General features: G+C 71.9%; 17 protein-coding genes. 13 read left to right on the top strand and 4 right to left on the bottom strand.

The features are described 5' to 3' along the window. Nucleotides 1–46: 46 nt before the first annotated feature. The 7 genes from JOD46_RS01395 (at nt 47) to JOD46_RS01365 (ending at nt 9,288) form a co-directional block, all read left to right on the top strand. Nucleotides 47–811, top strand: coding sequence for a class II glutamine amidotransferase (locus JOD46_RS01395; RefSeq protein ID WP_307834865.1), 765 nt, complete (start codon nt 47–49; stop codon nt 809–811). Continuing rightward, nucleotides 786–2,480: an MFS transporter gene (locus JOD46_RS01390; RefSeq protein ID WP_204391090.1), complete on the top strand. Its 1,695-nt coding sequence runs from the start codon at nt 786–788 to the stop codon at nt 2,478–2,480. The genes JOD46_RS01395 and JOD46_RS01390 overlap by 26 nt, the downstream gene beginning before the upstream one ends. Continuing rightward, the gene (locus JOD46_RS01385) at nt 2,473–3,912 is read left to right on the top strand and encodes a DUF2252 domain-containing protein (RefSeq protein WP_204391089.1); all 1,440 of its coding nucleotides are present in this window, start codon (nt 2,473–2,475) and stop codon (nt 3,910–3,912) included. Before JOD46_RS01390 ends, JOD46_RS01385 begins: the two co-directional genes overlap by 8 nt. Nucleotides 3,913–4,290: 378 nt before the next feature. Beyond that, nucleotides 4,291–5,181 (top strand): endonuclease domain-containing protein, encoded by an 891-nt coding sequence (locus tag JOD46_RS01380; RefSeq protein ID WP_204391088.1) that lies wholly within the window; start codon nt 4,291–4,293, stop codon nt 5,179–5,181. Between the two features lie 570 nt (nt 5,182–5,751). Continuing rightward, entirely contained in the window at nt 5,752–6,570 is an 819-nt protein-coding gene (locus tag JOD46_RS01375; protein ID WP_307834864.1) for a phosphatase PAP2 family protein, read from the top strand. Next, complete coding sequence (locus JOD46_RS01370; protein ID WP_204391086.1) at nt 6,560–7,492, top strand: phosphatase PAP2 family protein; 933 nt, start codon at nt 6,560–6,562, stop codon at nt 7,490–7,492. The genes JOD46_RS01375 and JOD46_RS01370 overlap by 11 nt, the downstream gene beginning before the upstream one ends. A 44-nt stretch (nt 7,493–7,536) precedes the next feature. Continuing rightward, nucleotides 7,537–9,288: a SulP family inorganic anion transporter gene (locus JOD46_RS01365; protein WP_204391084.1), complete on the top strand. Its 1,752-nt coding sequence runs from the start codon at nt 7,537–7,539 to the stop codon at nt 9,286–9,288. A 31-nt stretch (nt 9,289–9,319) separates the two neighbouring features. Here the strand turns inward: JOD46_RS01365 and JOD46_RS01360 are convergent, their stop codons facing one another. Further along, nucleotides 9,320–10,102: an SDR family oxidoreductase gene (locus tag JOD46_RS01360; RefSeq protein ID WP_204391082.1), complete on the bottom strand. Its 783-nt coding sequence runs from the start codon at nt 10,100–10,102 to the stop codon at nt 9,320–9,322. A gap of 145 nt (nt 10,103–10,247) precedes the next feature. Here JOD46_RS01360 and JOD46_RS01355 point away from each other — a divergent pair, with 145 nt between their 5' ends. Beyond that, on the top strand, nt 10,248–10,442 hold the full coding sequence (locus JOD46_RS01355; RefSeq protein WP_204391080.1) for a hypothetical protein: 195 nt from the start codon (nt 10,248–10,250) through the stop codon (nt 10,440–10,442). Nucleotides 10,443–10,478: 36 nt separating this feature from the next. Here the strand turns inward: JOD46_RS01355 and JOD46_RS01350 are convergent, their stop codons facing one another. Genes JOD46_RS01350 through gadC form a run of 3 tightly spaced genes read right to left on the bottom strand, consistent with a single transcriptional unit; the run spans nt 10,479 to nt 13,764 of the window. Further along, the gene (locus tag JOD46_RS01350; RefSeq protein ID WP_307834863.1) at nt 10,479–11,837 is read right to left on the bottom strand and encodes a dipeptidase; all 1,359 of its coding nucleotides are present in this window, start codon (nt 11,835–11,837) and stop codon (nt 10,479–10,481) included. Further along, nucleotides 11,834–12,283, bottom strand: coding sequence for a hypothetical protein (locus tag JOD46_RS01345; protein ID WP_204391078.1), 450 nt, complete (start codon nt 12,281–12,283; stop codon nt 11,834–11,836). Before JOD46_RS01345 ends, JOD46_RS01350 begins: the two co-directional genes overlap by 4 nt. Further along, on the bottom strand, nt 12,280–13,764 hold the full coding sequence (gene gadC, locus JOD46_RS01340; RefSeq protein WP_204391077.1) for a glutamate/gamma-aminobutyrate antiporter GadC: 1,485 nt from the start codon (nt 13,762–13,764) through the stop codon (nt 12,280–12,282). Before gadC ends, JOD46_RS01345 begins: the two co-directional genes overlap by 4 nt. A 220-nt stretch (nt 13,765–13,984) precedes the next feature. Between gadC and JOD46_RS01335 the strand changes: the two genes are divergently transcribed. The 5 genes from JOD46_RS01335 (at nt 13,985) to JOD46_RS01315 (ending at nt 19,245) form a co-directional block, all read left to right on the top strand. Beyond that, the gene (locus JOD46_RS01335; protein WP_307834862.1) at nt 13,985–14,368 is read left to right on the top strand and encodes an SHOCT domain-containing protein; all 384 of its coding nucleotides are present in this window, start codon (nt 13,985–13,987) and stop codon (nt 14,366–14,368) included. Between the two features lie 99 nt (nt 14,369–14,467). Then, nucleotides 14,468–15,115: an RNA polymerase sigma factor gene (locus JOD46_RS01330; RefSeq protein ID WP_204391076.1), complete on the top strand. Its 648-nt coding sequence runs from the start codon at nt 14,468–14,470 to the stop codon at nt 15,113–15,115. A 262-nt stretch (nt 15,116–15,377) separates the two neighbouring features. Continuing rightward, nucleotides 15,378–15,875 carry a hypothetical protein gene (locus JOD46_RS01325; RefSeq protein WP_204391075.1) on the top strand — a complete coding sequence of 166 codons (498 nt, stop codon included), beginning with the start codon at nt 15,378–15,380 and terminating at the stop codon, nt 15,873–15,875. Nucleotides 15,876–15,991: 116 nt separating this feature from the next. After that, nucleotides 15,992–17,659 carry an ABC1 kinase family protein gene (locus JOD46_RS01320; protein WP_204391074.1) on the top strand — a complete coding sequence of 556 codons (1,668 nt, stop codon included), beginning with the start codon at nt 15,992–15,994 and terminating at the stop codon, nt 17,657–17,659. A 71-nt stretch (nt 17,660–17,730) separates the two neighbouring features. Further along, entirely contained in the window at nt 17,731–19,245 is a 1,515-nt protein-coding gene (locus JOD46_RS01315) for a multicopper oxidase family protein (protein ID WP_204391073.1), read from the top strand. The last annotated feature ends 4 nt before the right edge of the window (nt 19,246–19,249 follow it).

The following is a 19,249-nucleotide window of genomic DNA, read 5'->3' as shown; positions in this document are numbered from 1 at the left end:
ACCGTTGCAGGCCTCGGCGGTCCTCCTCGACGCGAAGCATTCCCTCGTGGCCCAGTCGCTCGACTCGCCGCTCGGCGCCGAGACCGTGAACGGCGACGGCTTCGGGATCGGCTGGTATCCGACCGGGGCCGTCGCGGGCAGCATCCCCTCGGTGTTCCACAGCATCGAGCCCGCCTGGAACGACGAGAACGTGCGCGAGCTCTCGCGTTCGATCCACAGCCCGCTGTTCTTCAGCCACGTGCGCGCGGCCGGTGGACCGCCGATCCAGCGCACCAACTGCCATCCGTTCCGGTGGGAGAACTGGCTCTTCATGCACAACGGGTTCCTCGGCGAGTACGCCAAGGTCAAGCGCGACCTCACGTTCGCGATCGATCCGTCCCTCTATCCTCACCTCATGGGGACGACCGACTCCGAGGTCATGTTCCATCTCGCCATCACCTTCGGGCTCGTCGACGACCCGGTGAAGGCGCTCAGCGCGATGGTCGAGCACATCGAGCGCGTCGGACGCGAGCACGGGATCCTCTTCCCCATGCAGGGCACCATCGCCGTCGCGGACGGCGCCACGATCTGGGCGCTGCGCTACTCGTCGCAGGGGCGCTCGCGCACGCTCTTCCACTCGGTCGACATCCCCACCATCCGGGAGATGTACCCCGACGCGGAACGGCTCGCGACGTTCGGCGAGCACGCGCACGTGGTCGTCTCCGAACCGCTCAACGACCTGCCGGGGGTGTTCGTCGAGGTCCCCGAGGCGACCATCGCGATCCTCGACAAGGAGGGATACCATCATGAGCCGTTCCGGGCCGCAGCCTGAGACCGCCGAACCCTCGACGGAGGCTGCGAGAGCACCTTGGACCGTCGCCGCCGCGTTGTCGGCGGCGCAGTTCGTGATGGTGCTCGACAGCTCGGTCATGAACGTGTCGATCTCCACGGTCGTGGACGACCTCGACACGACGGTCGCGGCCATGCAGGCCGCGATCACGTTCTACACGCTCACGATGGCCGCGCTGATGCTGGTCGGCGCGAAGCTCGGCGACGTGTGGGGTCGGCTGCGCGCCTTCGTCATCGGCTCGATCGTCTATGCGGTCGGATCGCTCATCACCGCGCTCAGCCCGAACATCGTCGTGCTCTTCCTGGGCTGGTCGGTCATCGAGGGCATGGGCGCGGTGCTCGTGATCCCCGCCATCGCCGCACTCATCGCCGACAACTACGAGGGGAAGCAGCGCGTGACGGCGTTCGCCCTCATCGGCGCGGCCTCGGGCGCCGCGGTCGCCGCTGGCCCCCTCATCGGCGGGCTCGTGACCACCTACGCCTCGTGGCGGTACGTGTTCATCGGCGAGGTCGTCGTGATGGCGGTCGTCGTGCTGTTCGCGCGCCGCATCGTCGACCGCCATCCGCCGCGCCGGACCCCCATCGACCTCCTCAGCGTGCTGCTGTCCTCCGCCGGGTTCGTCGCCATCGTGTTCGGGATGCTGCAGAGCAAGGTCTGGGGCTGGATCCAGCCGTTGCAGGTGCCCGAGATCGGCGGGGTGCCGATCGCCCCGCTCGGCATCTCGCTCACGACCTGGCTCATCCTCGGCGGATGCATCCTCCTGGCCTGGTTCGTGCGGCGGCAGCGGCGCCTCATCGAGACCGACCGGCCGCCGTTCCTCGATGTCCGGCTGTTCCGCATCGAGCGGCTGCGCAGCGGCCTCGGCGCGCTCGGCGCCCAGTACGCCGTGACCGCCGGGCTCTTCTTCATGGTGCCCGTGTACCTGCAGATGACGCTCGGCTTCGACGCGCTCCAGACGGGCCTGCGGATCTTCCCGCTGTCGATCTCGCTCATCCTCTTCTCGTTCGTCGGCACCCGGCTGAACACGATCTGGTCGGCCCGGCGGATCGTGCAGACCGGCCAGGTCGTGCTCGCCGTCTCGGCGGTGGTGCTCCTCGCGTCGGTCGACGTCGAACTGCGCATCCCCGCCTTCGGCATCGGCATGTTCACCGCCGGCGCCGCGCTCGGCCTGCTCGCCTCGCAGCTCGGCAACGTCAACATGTCGAGCGTCGGACCCGAGAAGTCCAGCGAGGTCGGCGGCGTGCAGGGCGTGTTCCAGAACCTCGGCTCGTCGCTCGGCACCGCCCTGATCGGCTCCGTCCTGATCGGCGCGCTCACGACCTCGTTCGCCGGCACGGTCGCCTCGAGCGACCTGCCCGACGACGTCAAGCAGACGGTGACCGAGGCGACGCAGGGCGGAGTCGAGCTCGTGCCCGCGTCGAGCGTCGACGAGATCGGCGAGGAGGCGGGACTGTCGTCCGCCGACGCCGACACGCTCGCGAGCGCGTACAGCGCCGCCCAGATCGAGGCGCTGCGCACCGCGTTCGTCGGGCTGATCGCGATCGCGCTCGCCGCACTGCTGTTCTCGCGCGGCATCCCCGACGACCGGCCGCCCGGTCGCCGCCGCCCGCGGACCGACGCGTCAGAACCGGAGGAGGCGCAGCATGGCTGACATCCAGTACGCGGAGTTCGACCCGGCGCCGCGGCACGACTTCGCGGCACGACGCGAGGCCGGGCGTGCCGCGCGTCGACGGGTGCCGCGTTCGTCGCACGCCGGGTGGAGCGCGCCATCCGATCGCCCCGACCCCGTCGCACTGCTCGAGCAGCAGGCGCTCACGCGCGTGCCCGAGCTCGTGCCCATCCGGTACGCGCGCATGCTCGTGTCGCCGTTCAACTTCTACCGCGGCGCGGCGCTCATCATGGCATCCGACCTCGCGGGCACCCCGGTCTCGGGGATCACCGCGCAGATCTGCGGTGACGCGCACCTGTCGAACTTCGGCGTCTTCGCCTCGCCCGAGCGGCGCCTCATCTTCGATATCAACGACTTCGACGAGACCCTGCCCGGGCCGTGGGAATGGGACGTCAAGCGCCTCGCCGCGAGCTTCGAGATCGCGGGGCGGCACCGCGGGTTCACCGTGAAGGAGCGGGCGCGCGCCGTGCGCGCCGCCGTGTCCGGCTACCGCGAGCAGATGCGGCGGGCGGCGCGGTCGGGCGTGCTCGAGGCCTGGTACGACCGGCTCGACGCCGACCAGATCGAGCGGTGGATCCGCGACGAACGCGCGGCGAACCGCGTCGGCGACGAGCAGGTGCGACGCACGCAGGCCTCGCTCGCGAAGGCGCGCAAGCGCGACAGCGTGCGGGCGTTCACCAAGCTCGTGACCGTCGTCGACGGCGAGATGCGCATCGCCGCCGACCCGCCGCTCATCATGCCGGTCGAGGAGCTCCAGGTGGGCGAGGGCACCCGCGCCGACATCGAGGCCTGGATGCAGGGGATGCTCGAGGGGTACCGGACCACGTTGCCGCTCGAGCGGCATCCGATCGAGGAGTTCCAGTACGTGCACATGGCCCGCAAGGTCGTCGGCGTCGGCAGCGTCGGGACCCGGGCCTGGATCGTGCTGCTCCGCGGACGCGACGACGCCGACCCGCTCATCCTGCAGGCCAAGCAGGCCGAGGCGTCGGTGCTCGAGCGCTTCGTCGCGCCGAGCCGCTACGACCACCACGGCGAGCGCGTCGTGCGCGGGCAGCGCCTCATGCAGGCGGCGAGCGATCTCTTCCTCGGTTGGCAGCGCGTGCTCGCGCCCGACGGGGTCGAGCGCGACTTCTACCTCCGGCAGCTGAACGACTGGAAGGGCTCCGCCGACATCGAGGTGATCATGCCGCGCGGGGCCGAGCTGTATGCGATCGCCTGCGGGCAGACGCTCGCCCGGGCGCACGCGCGTGCCGGGGATCGCGTGGCGATCGCGGCGTACCTCGGCGGGTCGACCCGGTTCGACGAGGCGATCGCGGCGTTCGCGGTGGACTACGCCGACCAGAACGAGCGCGACTACGCCGCATTCGCCGAGGCCGCGGCATCCGGTCGCCTGACGGTCGCCGAACGGTACTGACCCGCTCGGCGGCGCGGGCCGGCCGGGTCGCGCCTCACGATCTTCCGAGTCCCGCCTTGATGCGGGTCAACCCGCAGGAACCCGGGACCCGGGGTTGGTGGAGGCTCGCGTGGTCCGGGTTGCGCGCCGCGTGGTTCCCGAGTCCCGCCTTGTTGCGGCTCCACCCGCAGAAACCCGGGACCCGGGATTGGGTGGAGGTCTGCGTGGTCCGGGTCGCGCGCCGCGTGGTTTCCCGAGTCCCGCGTTGTTGCGGGTCCACCCGCAGAAGCCCGGGATTCGGGCAGGCGACTCGTCCTGCACATCCGGGCGACGAGCTCGGCGATCCACAGCCGCGGCGATCGAACGCGAGGCGCAGGGGATCGGGAGCATGCTCGGCGCATGGCACGTCGCGGTCCGCTCCCCTTGGACTTCCGTCTGGCTCCGTTCCACGTCTCCGAGGCCTCCGCTCGGGGAGTCAGCCTGTCGCGACTGCGGGCAGCCGACCTCGTGCGCCCCTTCCGCGGCGTGCGCGCGACCTCCGCGCCCGAGACAGTCCTCGATCGATGCAACGCCTATGCGGCCCGGATGCCGGCCGAGCACTGGTTCAGTCACGCCACGGCCGCGCAGCTCTGGGGCCTCCCGCTGCCCGCGCGGCTGGAGCGGGACGGGCGCGTCCACGTCAGCTCGTCCGGCCGCGAGCCCGAGGTCGTCGGAGTCGTCGGCCACCGCATCCGGCGGCGGCCGCACGTGCGTCGGCACCGCGGCCTCAGCGTCCTGGGTCCGGCCGAGACGTGGTGCCAGCTGGGGAGCGTGCTCACGGTCGATGAGCTCGTGGAGGCGGGGGAGCGGCTGATCGGCTGGCCCGAGCCGCTGTGCTCACCCGAGGAGGTCGCCGCCGCGATCGCGCGGTTCGGCTCCCGCAGGGGGGCGAGGAACGTCCGGGAGGCGGGTGTCCGCCTCCGCGAGCGCTCGGCCTCGCCGCAGGAGACGAGGCTGCGCGAGCTGCTCGTCCGCGCCGCCTTGCCCGAGCCCGAGCTCAACGCGCCGATCACGCTCGCCGGCGGCGTCATCACGCACGGCGACCTCGTGTACGCCGCGTACCGCGTCGTCGTCGAGTACGACGGTGAGCAGCACCGTCTCGACCCCGAGGTGTTCCATCGCGACGTCGATCGCCTGAACGCGCTTGCCGTCGCCGGATGGATCGTGGTGCGGATCCGCAAGGGCATGGCGGACGACGACGTGATCCGCGTGGTGTCGCAGGCGCTCGAGTCCGGCGGATGGCGCCCCTGAGGTCGGCCAACGACCCGTCCTGACACTCCCCGAGTCCCGCCGTTTCGAGTGTGCACCCGCAGAAATGCGGGAGCCGGTGGCCGGTGCGCGTGCGCATTCGCGCGAGTGCCGGGTTCGTGCGGGTGCGCCCGCGGAAAGGCGGGATTCGGGGGTGGGGTGCGCGGTTGGGGGGTTCGCGAGTCCCGGGTTCGTGCGGGTGCGCCCGCGGAAAGGCGGGATTCGGGGGTGGGGTGCGCGGTGCGGGGTTCGCGAGTCCCGGGTTCGTGCGGGTGCGCCCGCGGAAAGGCGGGATTCGGGGGTGGGGTGCGCGGTGCGGGGTTCGCGAGTCCCGGGTTCCGGCGGGTGCGCCCGCGGAAAGGCGGGATTCGGGGGTGGGGTGCGCGGTGCGGGGTTCGCGAGTCCCGGGTTCGTGCGGGTGCGCCCGCAGAAAGGCGGGATTCGGCGTCCGGGAGGAGGAAGAGGAGGCGGGGGAGGGCGCGCGTCAATGGGCAGACGGATGGCGCCTCCGCGCGCCATACTGTGGGAACCCGCTCCGCCCGAGCGGGCCAGCACCACACGGGAGGAGCAGCGGTGACCGACTCCACCGACGCGGACACGACGGCCGACGAGAAGGACGAGAAGCCCGGTCGGCTCAAGCGCTTCCACGAGCGGTTCATGGTGGAGGAGCGCTTCCTCTCCGCCGCAGCGAAGCGCAACCTGTACATCACGGGCGCCGTGCTCATGGTCGCGGGCCTGGTCGGGTTCTTCGTCGTACTCGACTCCATCCGCGAGGCCGACGACCTGTCCTACATCGACAAGCCGGTCGAGGCCTGGCTCGAATCCGGGCGCGACGAATGGCTCACCACGATCATGATCGTGCTCTCGATCGTGTTCGGCCCGATCGCGATGCCCATCATCATCCTCGTCACAACGGTGACCTGGGGCGTGCTCGCCAAGCACGCCTGGCGGCCCATCCTGCTCGCGGGCGGCATGATCCTCGGCGTCATCATCGTGCAGGTGCTCGCGCCGATCATCGCGCGCGACCGGCCCCCGGCCGAGGAGATGATGATCGGCTACGACCCCACGTCCTCGTTCCCGTCGGGGCATGTGATGGGCGTCGCCGACTTCCTCTTCATCGGCACCTACCTCGTCTTCTCGCGGCACCGCCGCCCGGTGATCACGGTCCTGGCGTTCGTCGCCGCGTCCTTCGTGGTGCTGATGACCGCCGCCTGCCGCGTCTACCTCGGCTACCACTGGCCGACCGACGCGGTCGGCTCGATCACGCTCTCGCTCGTGGTGCTCGGCCTCGTGATCATCGTCGACACCTGGCGCACGGTCCGGGTCGGCTCGCCGGAGCAGGTCGCCGAGTCCGATCGCCGGCCCGAGGCGTGGGGCCGCGATGAGCGGTGACGCCGGCATCGGCCCGGGCGCCGGGCCGTCGGCCGGCCCCGACGCCGGAGCCGACGCCGACCGCGGCCCTGACCCGGACCAGGACCTCGATCCGGAGCGAGGCACCGACCAGGCCCCCGGCCCCGGAGCCGACCCCGGCGCCGCGTCGACCGCGCACCCGCCAACGGACACGCCCCCCGGCCCCGACCCCGGCCCCGACCCTGGCGTCGACCCGCCCGCGACCGGCCGCGCGCACCACGCTCCCGCCCCGGTGCGCATCAGCCGACGCCCCTGGGTGGCCGCGGGCGTCTTCGCGCTCGTCGCGGTCGCACTCGTGGGCGTGGTGATCGTCTACGACCGCGCGCGGGAGCCCTTCGACTTCGAGTCCGCGCTGATGACCATGCTCGCCGCGAACCGCGCGCCCTGGCTCACCGCGCCGGCACTGGTGCTCGACCGGATCGGCAGCGGCCTCCTGTCGGGCCTCGTGGTGCCGGCCCTCGTGATCGGGGCGCTCCTCGTCTGGCGCCGCCCGTGGGCGGCCCTGTTCTTCCTCGTCGCGGTGCTCGCGAGCAGCGGACTGACCCGCCTGGTGAAGCTGCTCGTCGGGCGCGTCCGGCCCGAGGACATCCTCGTGCACCCCGACTTCGGTTCGTTCCCGTCGGGCCACAGCTCGAACGCCGCGGTCATCGCGACCGCGCTCGGCCTGATCTTCATGCGCACGTGGGTGTGGGTCGCGGGCGCCGTGTACACGGTCCTGATGATGCTGAGCCGCATGTACCTCGGCGCGCACTGGCTCTCCGACACGGTCGCGGGCCTGCTGATCGGCGCGGGCGCGGCCCTCATCGTGTGGGCGCCGTTCGCGTATCGCCTCTATCGCGAGCATCGGTTGCCGCATCCGCCGATCTGGCGGAAGGTCGAGGCGGAGCGCGCTCCGACCGCCTGACGCGGGCCCGCGGCATCCGCCATGATGGGAGCCTGGGGGCCGAGATGAGCGCGACGGGCGAGCGGATGGCGCGACTGCTGCCGGGTGTCGACACCGCGCGGCGCTACCGCCGCGACTGGCTCGTGCCCGACCTGCGTGCGGGCGTCGTCGTGACCGCGCTGCTGATCCCCGCGGGCATGGGCTATGCGCAGGTGGCGGGCCTGCCGCCCGAGACGGGCCTCTACGCGACCATCGTGCCGCTCATCGCGTACGCGGTGTTCGGGCCGAGCCGCATCCTCGTGCTGGGGCCCGATTCGGCGCTCGCGCCGATCATCGCGGCGTCGATCCTGCCGCTGGCCGGGGGCGACGAAGGGCGTGCGGTGGCGCTGGCCGGGTTGCTGGCGATCATGGTCGGGGCGATCCTCCTGCTCGGCGGCATCCTGCGGCTGGGCTTCGTGACCGACCTGCTGTCGAAGCCGATCCGGATCGGCTACCTCAACGCGGTGGCCCTGATCGTGACCATCTCGCAGGTGCCCACGCTGCTGGGCTTCTCGACCGACGCCGCCACGCCGTTCACCGAGGTCGGCGCGATCTGGGAGGGCATCGTCGACGGCGGCGTGCAGCCGCTCGCCCTCGCGTTCGGGCTCGGTTCGCTCGCGATCATCGTCGTGCTCACGATCGTCAGGTCGAGGGTTCCGGGGGTGCTCGCCGCGGTGGTGCTGGCGATGCTGCTCACGGCCGTGCTGGGCCTCTCCGATGAGCTGCCCGTGGTGGGTGCGCTCCCGCAGGGGCTGCCCGCCCCGGCGCTCGGCGGCCTGCAGTGGTCGGATGTCGCAGCGCTCGCGCTGCCCGCTGCCGGCATCGCGCTGGTCGCGTTCACCGATTCCGCGGTGCTCTCGCGCACGCTCGCGGCGCGCCGCGGCGAGACCGTGAGCGGCAGCCGCGAGATGGCGGCGATCGGCACGTCGAACATCGCGAGCGGCCTGTTCGGCGGGTTCCCGATCTCGGCGTCGGCGTCGCGCACGCCCGTGGCGGAGCAGGCGGGGTCGAAGTCGCAGCTCACGGGCCTCGTCGGAGCAGCGCTCATCATCCTGTTCATGCTGCTCACCCCGTGGCTGACCGAGGTGCTGCCCTCGGCGACGCTCGCCGCGGTCGTGATCATGGCCGCGTCGCGGCTGATCGACGTGCGGGGGTTCCTTCGGCTCGTGCGCATGGATCGGGTGGATGCGCTGCTCTCGGTGGCCGCCTTCGTCGGCGTGTTCGCGTTCGGCGTGCTCGGGGGCATCGCGGTCACGATCGGCCTGTCGCTGCTCGCGTTCGTGATCCATTCGTGGGCGCCGTACCGCGCCGAGCTGGGGCGCGTGACCGGGCTGCGGGGGTATCACGACCTCTCGCGCAATCCCGAGGGCGAGCGGATCCCCGGCGTCGTGGTGCTGCGGTTCGACGCGCCGCTGTTCTTCGCCAACGGCGGCATCTTCGAGGAGTTCGTGCGCGAGCGCGTCGAGGCGGCCGGGCCCGACGTGCACACCGTGATCCTGGCGGCCGAGCCGATCACCGACATCGACACGACCGCGGCCGACGAGCTCGTCGACGTCGACGACTGGCTCGCCAAGCGCGGCATCCGGCTCATCGTCGCGGAGATGAAGGATCCGGTGATCGACGTGCTGCGCGACTACGGCCTCACGGATCGGTTCACGCCCGACCGCTTCGCCCCGACCGTCGGCGCGGCCGTCGACGACGTCACGGGCACCCTTCGCGGCGACCTCGAGGGCACGAAGTGGGAGGACGAGGAGGAGGGTGGCGCGGGCGGCCGCTGATGCGACCGCGAACGCACCGCGCCCCCGGCGGTCAGAACGTGGAGTCGCCCCGGATCACCACGTCGGACCCGCCGTCGATGAAGACGACCTGTCCGCACAGGTGGGCGTTCTCCTCGCTCGTGAGCCACGCGAGCAGGTAGGCGCAGTCGCGCGGCTCGAAGATGCCGTTGAGCGGCATGGGCACCATGCCGAGCAGCGCGTCGCGCGCCTCCTGGGTGCCGATGAGGTCCTGCGTCATGGGCGTGGCGACGACGCCCGGGGCGATGGCGTTGAGCGGGATGCCGGCCCCGGCCCACTCGGGCGCGGCGGCGTTCCGTCGGATCCACCGTGCGAGCGCGCGCTTGGTGGTGGCGTAGATCGAGTTCGCCTCCTCCGGCGTGCCCGTCTCGAGCTCGGCGGCGCGCGCCATCGCGCGGGGCTCGTCGCCCGCGAGCAGGGCGTCGAGCAGTGCGTCATCCGGTGGGAACAGCGACGCCATGGATGCCGTCGCCACGGCACGCGGCGCCGGGGAGGCGGCGAGCAGCGGGCGCAGCCCCTCGAGCGTCGCGAGCGCGCCGAAGAAGTTCACGGCGACCGTCTTCGCGGTCGGGGTTGCGAGGCCCGCGTTCGCGATCACGGCGTCGATCGTGCCGCCGCTCGCCTGCGAGACCTTCGCGACGAGGTCGGCGCGGCCGTCCGCCGTCGTGAGGTCGGCGATCACGTCGGCATCGTGCAGGTCGACGCCGATCACGCGATGGCCGCGCTCGGCGAGCAGGTCGGATGCGGCCCTGCCGATGCCGCTCGCGGCTCCGGTGACGACATAGGTGCGGGGCATGGGTTCTCCTCGTTCGAAGCGGGCGCGGCCTGTCGGATGGGACGGCCGCTTCCTCCACTCTGGCCGTCGCCGCAGGCCGTCGCCGGGTCCTTCGGCCCTCGGCGCACGCCGCCCCGCCGCGTAGCCTCGGCGTCGGAGGTGCGACATGAGCGACAGGGGATCGAACGCCGGCTGGGCCGGTGGGGGGTTCGTCTACTTCCTGGGCATCATCGGATCATGGGTGTGGTTCTGGGGCCGCGCCGACGGCTTCTGGGAGTACGTGGGCGCGTTCTTCCAGGGCTTCGTCTGGCCGGGCTTCATGGTCTACGAGCTGTTCGCCGGATTGAGCAGGCTCGGGTAGCCGGCTGCTCGACGCGCTCGCGACCCGCGACCGGCGTCAGCCCGGCCGCCGCGCCTCGGCGTAGGCGTGGAGGAACAGCGCCTCGGCCACCGCGAGTCGTTCGATCTCGGTGGGGTCGACGCTCTCGTTGGGCGCGTGGATGAGCGCGAGCGGCTCCTCGACGCCCATGAGGATGATCTCGGCCTCGGGGTAGGTGTCGGCGAGCACGTTGCACAGCGGGATGGACCCGCCCTGGCCGAGCGTGGTCATCCCGACGCCGAACGCCTGCTGCATCGCGTCGGCCATCGCACGGTAGGCCGGGCCGTCCGTCGATGCCTCGAACGCGGAGCCCACGGCCTCGGTCTCGACCTCGACGTGCACGTTCCACGGCGCGGCCGCCCGGAGGTGGGCCACGAGCGCGTCGTGCGCCTCCTGCGCGTCCATGCCGGGCGGCACGCGGAGGTTGAGCCGCGCGGCGGCCCGCGGCACGATGGCGGCCGTCGAGCCGAGCACCGGCGGCGCGTCGATGCCGAGCACGGTCAGCGCCGGACGCGCCCAGAGCTCGTCGGCGACGCTGCCGTCGCCGAGCAGCGAAACCCCCGTGAGCACGCCCGCGTCGATGCGGAACTGGTCCGCGTCGTAGGGCGCGCCCCGCCACGTGCGCGAGCGATCGAGGCCGGTGATCGTCGTGCTGCCCTCGGCGTCCCGCAGCGAGGCGAGGATCGCGATGAGCGCGGCGAGCGCGTCGGGTGCCGGGCCGCCGAACATGCCCGAGTGCACCTCGGAGGCCAGCGCCTCGACCCGCACGACGACGTTCGCCATGCCGCGCAGCGTCACGGTGGCGGCCGGCTTGCCGACCGCGGCGTTGCCGGTGTCGCAGACCAGGATGGCGTCGGCGCGCAGCGTCTCGGGGTTCGCCTCGACGTACCGCTCGAGGCCGCCGGTGCCCTGCTCCTCCGATCCCTCCACGACGAGCTTGAGGTCGACCGGGATGTCGTCCCCGAGGGCGCGGAGCGCGAGCAGGTGCATGAGGATGTTGCCCTTGCAGTCGGCGGCGCCGCGCCCGTGCCAGCGGCCGTCGACCTCCGTCAGCTCGAACGGGGGAGTCCGCCACGCGGATTCGTCGAGCGGCGGCTGCACGTCGTAGTGGGCGTACAGCAGGACGGTCGGGGCATCGGGACGCGACGTCGGACGAGACCCGATGACGGCCTTGCTGCCGTCGGGCGTCTCCTCGAGCCGGGCGTCCGAGAACCCGAGCTTCGCGAACCGATCCCGGACCCACTCGGCCGCCCGCTCGCACTCCTCGGCGGGAAACTGCCGTGGGTCGGCGACCGACCGCATTGCGACGAGCTCCGCGAGCTCGGCCTTCGCGTCGGGCATCATGCCGCGGACGAGCTCGCGGACCTCGCCCCTCACGAGCCGTTCTCCTTCACCGTGTTCAGCTCGTCGACGAACTTCTGGAAGTCCTCGAGTTCGTCGGGACAGTAGGTCTGGATGATGAGCAGTTCGCCCTCGAGCAGCCGGTCCTCGGCGAGGATCGGCCGCTGGCCGGGCCCCGCGGCCCCGTTCGAGAGGCGGTCGAACAGGATGGCACGGCTGAGCGCGTCGTTCGGGTTCGCGCACACGCCGCCGCCGTCGTCGCCGAGTACGCGGGCGACCTGCTCCGCGGTGAGCGACGTGTCGATCCCCTGCTCCTCGAGCGAGGCGAGGAACTGCTCGGCCTTGTCCTGGGCCTTCACCTCCTGCCGGGCCGACAGGAACATCACCACGGCGATGACGGCCAGCACCACGAGGACCACGACCGTGACGATGTAGATCACGCTGCGTTCGCGCTTCGGCTGCTGCTCCAGTTCGGTGCTCATGACCCCGACACCTCCTCCGTCTCGGTCTCGACGGCGGCATCCGGCTGCTTCCACGACGGCTTCCGGAACCGGTAGAAGAGGAACGGCACGAGCAGGCCGAGGCCGAGGGCGCCGCCGCCGACGATCAGCAGGTAGACCCACAGGTCGCCGCTGGCGAACTGCGACGGCGGGATGAACCCGACCAGCAGTGCCGCGAGCGACGCGAGGAACCCGACCACGCAGAGGGTCACGAGCAGGGGTGCCCGGAATCCGCGCGGGTGGTCGGGATGCGTCCGGCGCAGTCGGACCGCGGCGACGAACATCAGCAGGTACATGATCAGGTACACCTGGGTCGTGATCACCGAGAAGATCCAGTACGCGCTCGAGACGCTCGGGATGAGCGCGTAGCCGAGGGCGATGACGGTCGTGATCAGTCCCTGCACCACGAGCAGGTTCTGCTGCACGCCGTTCTTGTTGAGCTTCTGCAGGAACGGCGGCAGGTACCCCTCCTGGCGCGAGATCAGCAGCAGGCCCTTCGACGGCCCGGCGAGCCAGGTGAGCATGCCGCCGAGCGACGCCGTGACGAGCATGATGCCGAAGATCGGCGTCAGCCACTGCCAGTTGAACGCCGCGAACACCGCGTCGAAGGCCTGCATCACGCCGGCCGTGAGCGAGAGCTCCTCCGCCGGGACGATCCAGCTGATCGCCAGCGCAGGCAGGATGAAGATCAGCAGCACGAGGCCCATCGCGAGGAAGATCGCCTTCGGGAACTCCTTGCCCGGGTTGCGGAGCGATCCGACGTGCACCGCGTTCATCTCCATGCCGCTGTACGACAGGAAGTTGTTGACGATGAGCACGAGGCTCGCCAATCCCGCCCATTGCGGGAGCAGGTTCGCCGCCGTCATCGGGGCCGCCGACTCATTGCCCTGTCCGAGGAACACCGCGCCGAGGATCACGAGCACGGCGCCCGGGATCAGCGTGCCGATGATCAGTCCGCCGCTGGCCAGGCCCGCGATCCCCTTGGTGCCGCGCGAGGTCAGGAACACGCCCGACCAGTAGCAGACCATGATGACCAGGGCCGTCCAGACGCCGCTCGAGGCGAGGTTCGGGTTGATGACGTACGCGAGCGTGCTCGCCACGAACCCCAGCAGGCTCGGGTAGTAGAAGATCGTCATCGCGAACTGGCACCAGACGGCGAGGAACCCCATGGGCTTGGAGATGCCCGTGGCGACCCAGTTGTAGACGCCGCCCTTCCAGCCCGAGGCGAGCTCGGCGGAGACCAGCGAGGTCGGCAGGAGGAACACGATGGCCGGCACGAGGTACAGGAAGATGCAGGCGAGGCCGTAGACGGCCATGGTCGGTGCCGGCCGGAGGCTCGCGACCGAACTCGTGGTCATGAGCGCCAGGGCGATCCACGAGATCCACATGCTCTTCGGCACGGCGGCGGCCCTCGAGGCCGCGGCTCCGCGCGGCGTGCCGGCCGCGGCATCCGCTGCACTCATGGCCGGACCACCTCGCAGCCCATGGCGGCGCGCGTCGCGGCACCGCACCCAGTCGACAACACGAGCATCATGGCGATCGACCCCCCAGCGACCGACCCTCGGCCGATGGGGTCAGGCTAGCGACGCGCCGAGCGCGCCCTTCGGGACCAAAGACCGTTGCGGTTCGGTGCCAGGGAGTATCTTGTGGCCAGGCCTGAGGACGGTGGCGAGAGGGGCGGCTGTGGACCTGTGGAGCTGGATCTGGTTCTTCTTCTGGATGTTCGCCTACGTGGCGTACATCCTCGTGCTGATCTACATCATCATCGACATCTTCCGCGACCATGAGCTCAACGGATGGCTCAAGGCGCTGTGGCTCGTCCTGCTGCTGTTCCTGCCTTGGATCACGGGCCTCGTCTACCTCATCGCCCGCGGCAAGGGCATGGCGGAGCGGTCGGCGCGCAAGCAGGTCGAGTACCAGGAGTACAGCCAAGACGAGTACCGGAAGATCTCGTTCGCGAATCCGGCCGACGAGATCGCGAAGGCGCAGGCGCTGCGCGACCAGGGCGTGATCACCGACGGCGAGTTCGAGGCGATCAAGGCGAAGGCGCTCGGCTCGAAGTTCTGACGACGGATGGCGCGGCCGCCGCCGTCGGCGGGGGCCGTCCGTCCCGTCCTGTGGACGCGCCCTGTCGCCCCCCGTTCGGGGTGTCCTACACTCGGGCGGGTGACCGATCCCGACGGCGCCATCGCGCGAGCCTCGATCCCGGCGGAGCCGGTCGCGCGCGCGCATCCGGCGATCGTCCCCGACCAGTTCGAGACCGTGCTGCTCGCCGCGCAGGCGGGCGCCCGGTGGGCGTCGACGAACCTCTGGAACGAGTACGCGCCGGCGGTCGCGGCGTTCCTCCGGGCGCGCGGGTCGCGCGAGCCCGACGACCTCACCAGCGAGGTGTTCCTCGCGGTCTTCGACCGACTGGGCGCGTTCTCCGGGGGCGAGCCCGAGTTCCGCGCGTTCGTGTTCACGATCGCGTACCGCCGCCTGACCGATGAGCTGCGGCGCCGTTCGCGGCGCGGCGAGCACGAGGAGTGGCAGCAGGAACTCGACGGCCGCCGCTCGCCGAGCGCTGAGCAGGAGGCCCTCGATCGACTCGGCGAGGACTCGACGCGCGCGCTGCTCGAGGGCCTGTCGCCCGACCAGCGCGACGTCATGGTGCTGAGGATCCTCGCCGACCTCACGATCGAGCAGGTCGCCGAGGTGCTCGGCAAGCGCCCGGGTGCCGTGAAGGCGCTGCAGCGCCGGGCGCTCGAGACCTTGCGCAGGAGATTCTCGCGAGGCCGTACCCCTCTGCGGGGCGGCGGCGATGGCAGGGAGTGAGATGAGGAACCACCGGATCACGGACGACGAGGCCGCGGCCGTGCTTCGCGGGCGTACCCCCCACGCCCGCGACGAGCTCTCCCCCCTTGCGGCGGCCGTCGCCGAGTTCCGTGGCTCCTCATTCGGGACGCCACCGCGGCCGAGTGCCGCGGTGGCGTCCCGCCTCGACCTCGACCGCGTGTCGACGGTCGTTCTCGTTCCCCGAGAGAACCCGGACATGACGGTGTCCACCCCCCTGGCGCCGTCGGCAAGGAGAAGAAGAGTGGCATTCGAGTGGTTCGCGGGCCTCGGCCTCGCGTCGAAGATCGCCATCGGTGCGGCGGCCGCGGCGGCCGTCGGCGTGAGCGGAGCCGGCGCGGCCGGCGCCGTGGGCATGCTTCCCCAGGGCGCCCAGCAGGTCTTCGAGCAGGTCACCGGCTCGCACCCCGGTGGCGAGCACGTCAGCGAGACGGGCGTCGAGAACAGCGAGTTCGGCCAGCAGACGGCGGAGGACGCCCGCGAGAAGGGCGATGAGCAGCGTCAGTCGGGTCTCGAGAACGCCGAGGAGAACGCCGGCAACGGCATCGAGGTGGCCGAGGAGCACGCCGACGAGCACGCCGATGCGGGCCTCGAGATCGCCGGCGAGAAGGCCGGCGCGGGCGTCGGCACCGCCGGTGAGGCCGGCGATGGCGCCGGGGCTCCCGAGGGCGCGGGCGACCAGGCCGATGACGCCGGCGGCGTCGCCGACGAGAAGGCCGGGAAGGACGTGGCCGGCGACTGACCGCCGGACCCACTCGGGGCCCTCGCCGATCACGGCGGGGGTCCCTTTCCGTCTCCGGAGCCGCGTGGCGTAGCCTCGGACCACGGGGGGTGAGCCATGACGGCAGGTGCGGCGGCATGAGCGTCGGCGCGGCGGAGACGCGGCACACCGCGCGGTACCGCGAGATCGCGACCGTGCTCAGGCGCCACAGCTTCGGCTTCCTCGCCGGTCTCGTCGCGGGAGGCCGGATCAACCCGTTCCGGCGGAACGGTTCGGAGCCGGCGGGCGAGGCCGAGGCGTCGCCCGAGCACGTGCGCCGTGCACTGGAGGAACTCGGCCCGACATTCATCAAGTTCGGGCAGCTGCTCTCCACGCGGCCCGACCTCGTGCCCCCGGCCTTCGCCGACGAGCTCGCGAAGCTGCAGGATGCCGCGCCGCCGGTGCCGACCGAGCAGATCCGCGCCGTCATCCGCCGTGAGCTCGGAGCCGAGCCCGAGGAGCTCTTCGCGACGTTCGAGGACGCGCCGCTGGCATCCGCCTCGATCGGCCAGGCGCACACGGCGACCCTGCACGACGGCACGCCCGTGGTCGTCAAGGTGCGCCGACCGGGCGCCGTGGCGCAGGTGCAGGAGGACCTGGAGATCCTGCGCAACCTCGCCGTGCGCGCCAGCCGCACGTGGAGCATCGCTCGCGACTACGACGCGCCCGGGATCGCGGAGGAGTTCGCGCAGACCCTGCGCGCCGAGCTCGACTACCTCCAGGAGGGGCGCAACGCCGAACGGTTCGCGGCGGACTTCGACGACGATCCCGACCTCGTCATCCCGCGGGTGTTCTGGGAGTACACGACCTCGCGTGTGCTCACCCTCGAGCGGATGTCGGGCATGAACGTGGGGGACTCGGCGGCGCTCGACGCCGCGGGCGTCGACCGCAAGCGCATCGCGCGCAAGGGCGCGGACATCGTGCTCAAGATGACCTTCGAGGACCGCTTCTTCCACGCCGACCTGCACCCCGGGAACCTCTTCATCCACGCCGACGGCACGATCGCGCTCATCGACTTCGGCATGGTGGGCGTGATCGGCGAGGAGCTGCGCGGGTACCTGAGCGGGCTGTTCGTCTCGCTCGTGCGCAGCGACGCCGACCTGCTCGGGGCGTCGCTCGTCGCCATGTCGCCGGGCTCCGGCGGCGTGGACCGGGAGGCGCTGCGCGACGACCTGGCCGTGTTCCTCTCGCGCTACCGGCTCCACTCGCTGCGCGAGACCCCGTTCGCCCGCATGATCGCCGAGCTGTTCGCGATCCTCCGCATCCATCGACTGCGGCTGCCGCGCGAGATGGCCCTGCTGTTCAAGGCCCTGCTGCTCATCGAGAGCCTGGCACTGAAGCTCGACCCCGAATTCCGGCTGGGGGAGTCGCTCGAGCCGTACGCGCAGCGCCTCGCGCGCGAGCGGCTGAGCGCCGCGGCGCTCGCCCGTCGGATCGCGCGCGCGACCGCCGATCTCGGCGAGCTCGCGCTCGACATGCCGGGCGCGCTGCGCCGCCTGCTCGACCACGCCGAGAGCGGCGGTGTGCAGGTGCACCTGCGCGCGGCCGAGCTCGAACCGCTCATGGGCCGCGCGGAGCGGATCGGCAACCGGCTCGTGGCCGGGATGATCACCGCGGCCCTCATCAGCGGCATCGGCGGGCTCGTGTCGAGCGAGCGTCGGTGGCGCTCGTGGGAGGGCACGATGCTGGGCACGGGCCTCGGCGTGCTCGGCTCGCTCGGCGCGTACCTGGCGTGGACGACGCGACGGAAGGGCCGCCGCCGCTGAGGTCCGCGCGCTCGCCGCGGCGGGGGTCGGAGGTCCTCAGCCCGGCCGGGTGCGACGGGTAGCGTGCGGGCATGGCGGATGGCGGATCGCGCTGGACCCGGCGCGAGGTACTGATCCTCGGCGGTGCCGGCGTCGCCGCGGCCGCGGGCGGCGTCTGGCTGTGGGCCGGACTCCGCGAGGGGGCGCCGCCGTCGCCGGTCGCGACCCCGGGGAGCCCGTCGTCGCCGGGGTCGAGCGCATCGGGCGGCGGCACGCTGCGCGAGCCCGAGGTGCTCCGGAGCGTCGACGGCCGGCTCGACGTCGAGCTCACCGCGGCGCTCGTCGAGACCGAGGTGGCGGGGCGCATCGTGCGCGCGCTCTCGTACCGCGACCGCATCCCCGGGCCGACCCTCCGGGTGCGGGCAGGTGACCGCATCACGCTCCGGCTGCGCAACGGACTCGACGCGCCGACGAACCTGCACACGCACGGCCTCGTCGTCTCGCCCGAGGGGAACAGCGACAACGTGTTCGTGATGCTCGACCCCGGCGAGGCGTTCGACTACGACTACCGGCTCGGCCCGGACCATCCGCCCGGCGTGTTCTGGTACCACCCGCACCACCACGGCACCACGGCCGAGCAGCTGTTCGGCGGGCTCTTCGGGGCGATCGTGGTCGAGGAGCCCGAGCCGGTCGCCGCCACCCGCGAGCGCCTGCTGATCGTCTCGGACACGGGGTTCGACGCCGCGGGGAACCTCCACGTCGCGACGCAGGCGGAGCGCATGCTCGGCCGAGAGGGCGAGCTGGTGCTCGTGAACGGCCAGCTCGGGGCGAGCATCGAGGCGGCGCCCGGCGACCGCGAGCACTGGCGCCTGGTGAACGCCTGCAGTTCGCGTCACCTCCGCCTCCAGCTCGACGGCCAGCGGATGTCGCTGCTCGGCATCGATGCGGGGCGATACGCCGAGCCGCGCGAGGTCGAGGAGGTCGTGCTGGCGCCGGGCAATCGCGCCGAGCTGATCGTGACGGCGGTCGAGGGCGAGTCGGTGCTGCGGACCATGCCGTTCGACCGCGGCGCGATGGGCATGGCGGGCTCGCCGCCGAGCGCGACGACCGGTGCCGACCTCGTCTCGGTCGTGGTGCGCGGGGAGCCGGAGGCGACGGCGCAGCCGACGCCGCCGGCCACGACGTCCGCGCCGCCCGAACCTCGCGACCTCCGGGGCGGCCCGGTCGACGTCCGGCGCATCGTGACGCTCGCCATGGGCATGGGCGGCGGCATGGGCGGCGGACCGGCGTTCACGATCGACGGTCGTGAGTTCGACGAGGGTCGGGTCGACCTCGCTGTGCGACACGGTGCGATCGAGGAGTGGACGATCGTGAACACGAGCCCCATGGACCATCCGTTCCACCTGCACGTGTGGCCGATGCAACTCGTGGAGGTCGACGGGGAGGCGGCCGACGTGGTGGACCATCGCGATGTCGTCCACGTGCGTGCCAGGAGCACGACCGTCGTGCGCATCGCGTTCGAGGGCATCGCGGGCCGCACGGTCTTCCACTGCCACATCCTCGACCACGAGGACCAGGGCATGATGGCGGTCGTCGAGGCCACCTGAGAGA

The organism is Agromyces aurantiacus, assembly GCF_016907355.1.
GTDB lineage: Bacteria > Actinomycetota > Actinomycetes > Actinomycetales > Microbacteriaceae > Agromyces > Agromyces aurantiacus.
Note: the sequence above shows the minus strand (reverse complement) of the source record. Positions and strands in the feature narration are given on the sequence as shown.

What these genes read in the sequence shown, in the direction of transcription:
- JOD46_RS01390 (WP_204391090.1), top strand. Translation starts at nt 786, where the DNA reads ATGAGCCGTTCCGGGCCGCAGCCTGAGACCGCCGAACCCTCGACGGAG.
- JOD46_RS01385 (WP_204391089.1), top strand. Translation starts at nt 2,473, where the DNA reads ATGGCTGACATCCAGTACGCGGAGTTCGACCCGGCGCCGCGGCACGAC.
- JOD46_RS01380 (WP_204391088.1), top strand. Translation starts at nt 4,291, where the DNA reads ATGGCACGTCGCGGTCCGCTCCCCTTGGACTTCCGTCTGGCTCCGTTC.
- JOD46_RS01370 (WP_204391086.1), top strand. Translation starts at nt 6,560, where the DNA reads ATGAGCGGTGACGCCGGCATCGGCCCGGGCGCCGGGCCGTCGGCCGGC.
- JOD46_RS01365 (WP_204391084.1), top strand. Translation starts at nt 7,537, where the DNA reads ATGAGCGCGACGGGCGAGCGGATGGCGCGACTGCTGCCGGGTGTCGAC.
- JOD46_RS01360 (WP_204391082.1), bottom strand. Translation starts at nt 10,102, where the DNA reads ATGCCCCGCACCTATGTCGTCACCGGAGCCGCGAGCGGCATCGGCAGG.
- JOD46_RS01355 (WP_204391080.1), top strand. Translation starts at nt 10,248, where the DNA reads ATGAGCGACAGGGGATCGAACGCCGGCTGGGCCGGTGGGGGGTTCGTC.
- JOD46_RS01345 (WP_204391078.1), bottom strand. Translation starts at nt 12,283, where the DNA reads ATGAGCACCGAACTGGAGCAGCAGCCGAAGCGCGAACGCAGCGTGATC.
- gadC (WP_204391077.1), bottom strand. Translation starts at nt 13,764, where the DNA reads ATGAGTGCAGCGGATGCCGCGGCCGGCACGCCGCGCGGAGCCGCGGCC.
- JOD46_RS01320 (WP_204391074.1), top strand. Translation starts at nt 15,992, where the DNA reads ATGAGCGTCGGCGCGGCGGAGACGCGGCACACCGCGCGGTACCGCGAG.
- JOD46_RS01315 (WP_204391073.1), top strand. Translation starts at nt 17,731, where the DNA reads ATGGCGGATGGCGGATCGCGCTGGACCCGGCGCGAGGTACTGATCCTC.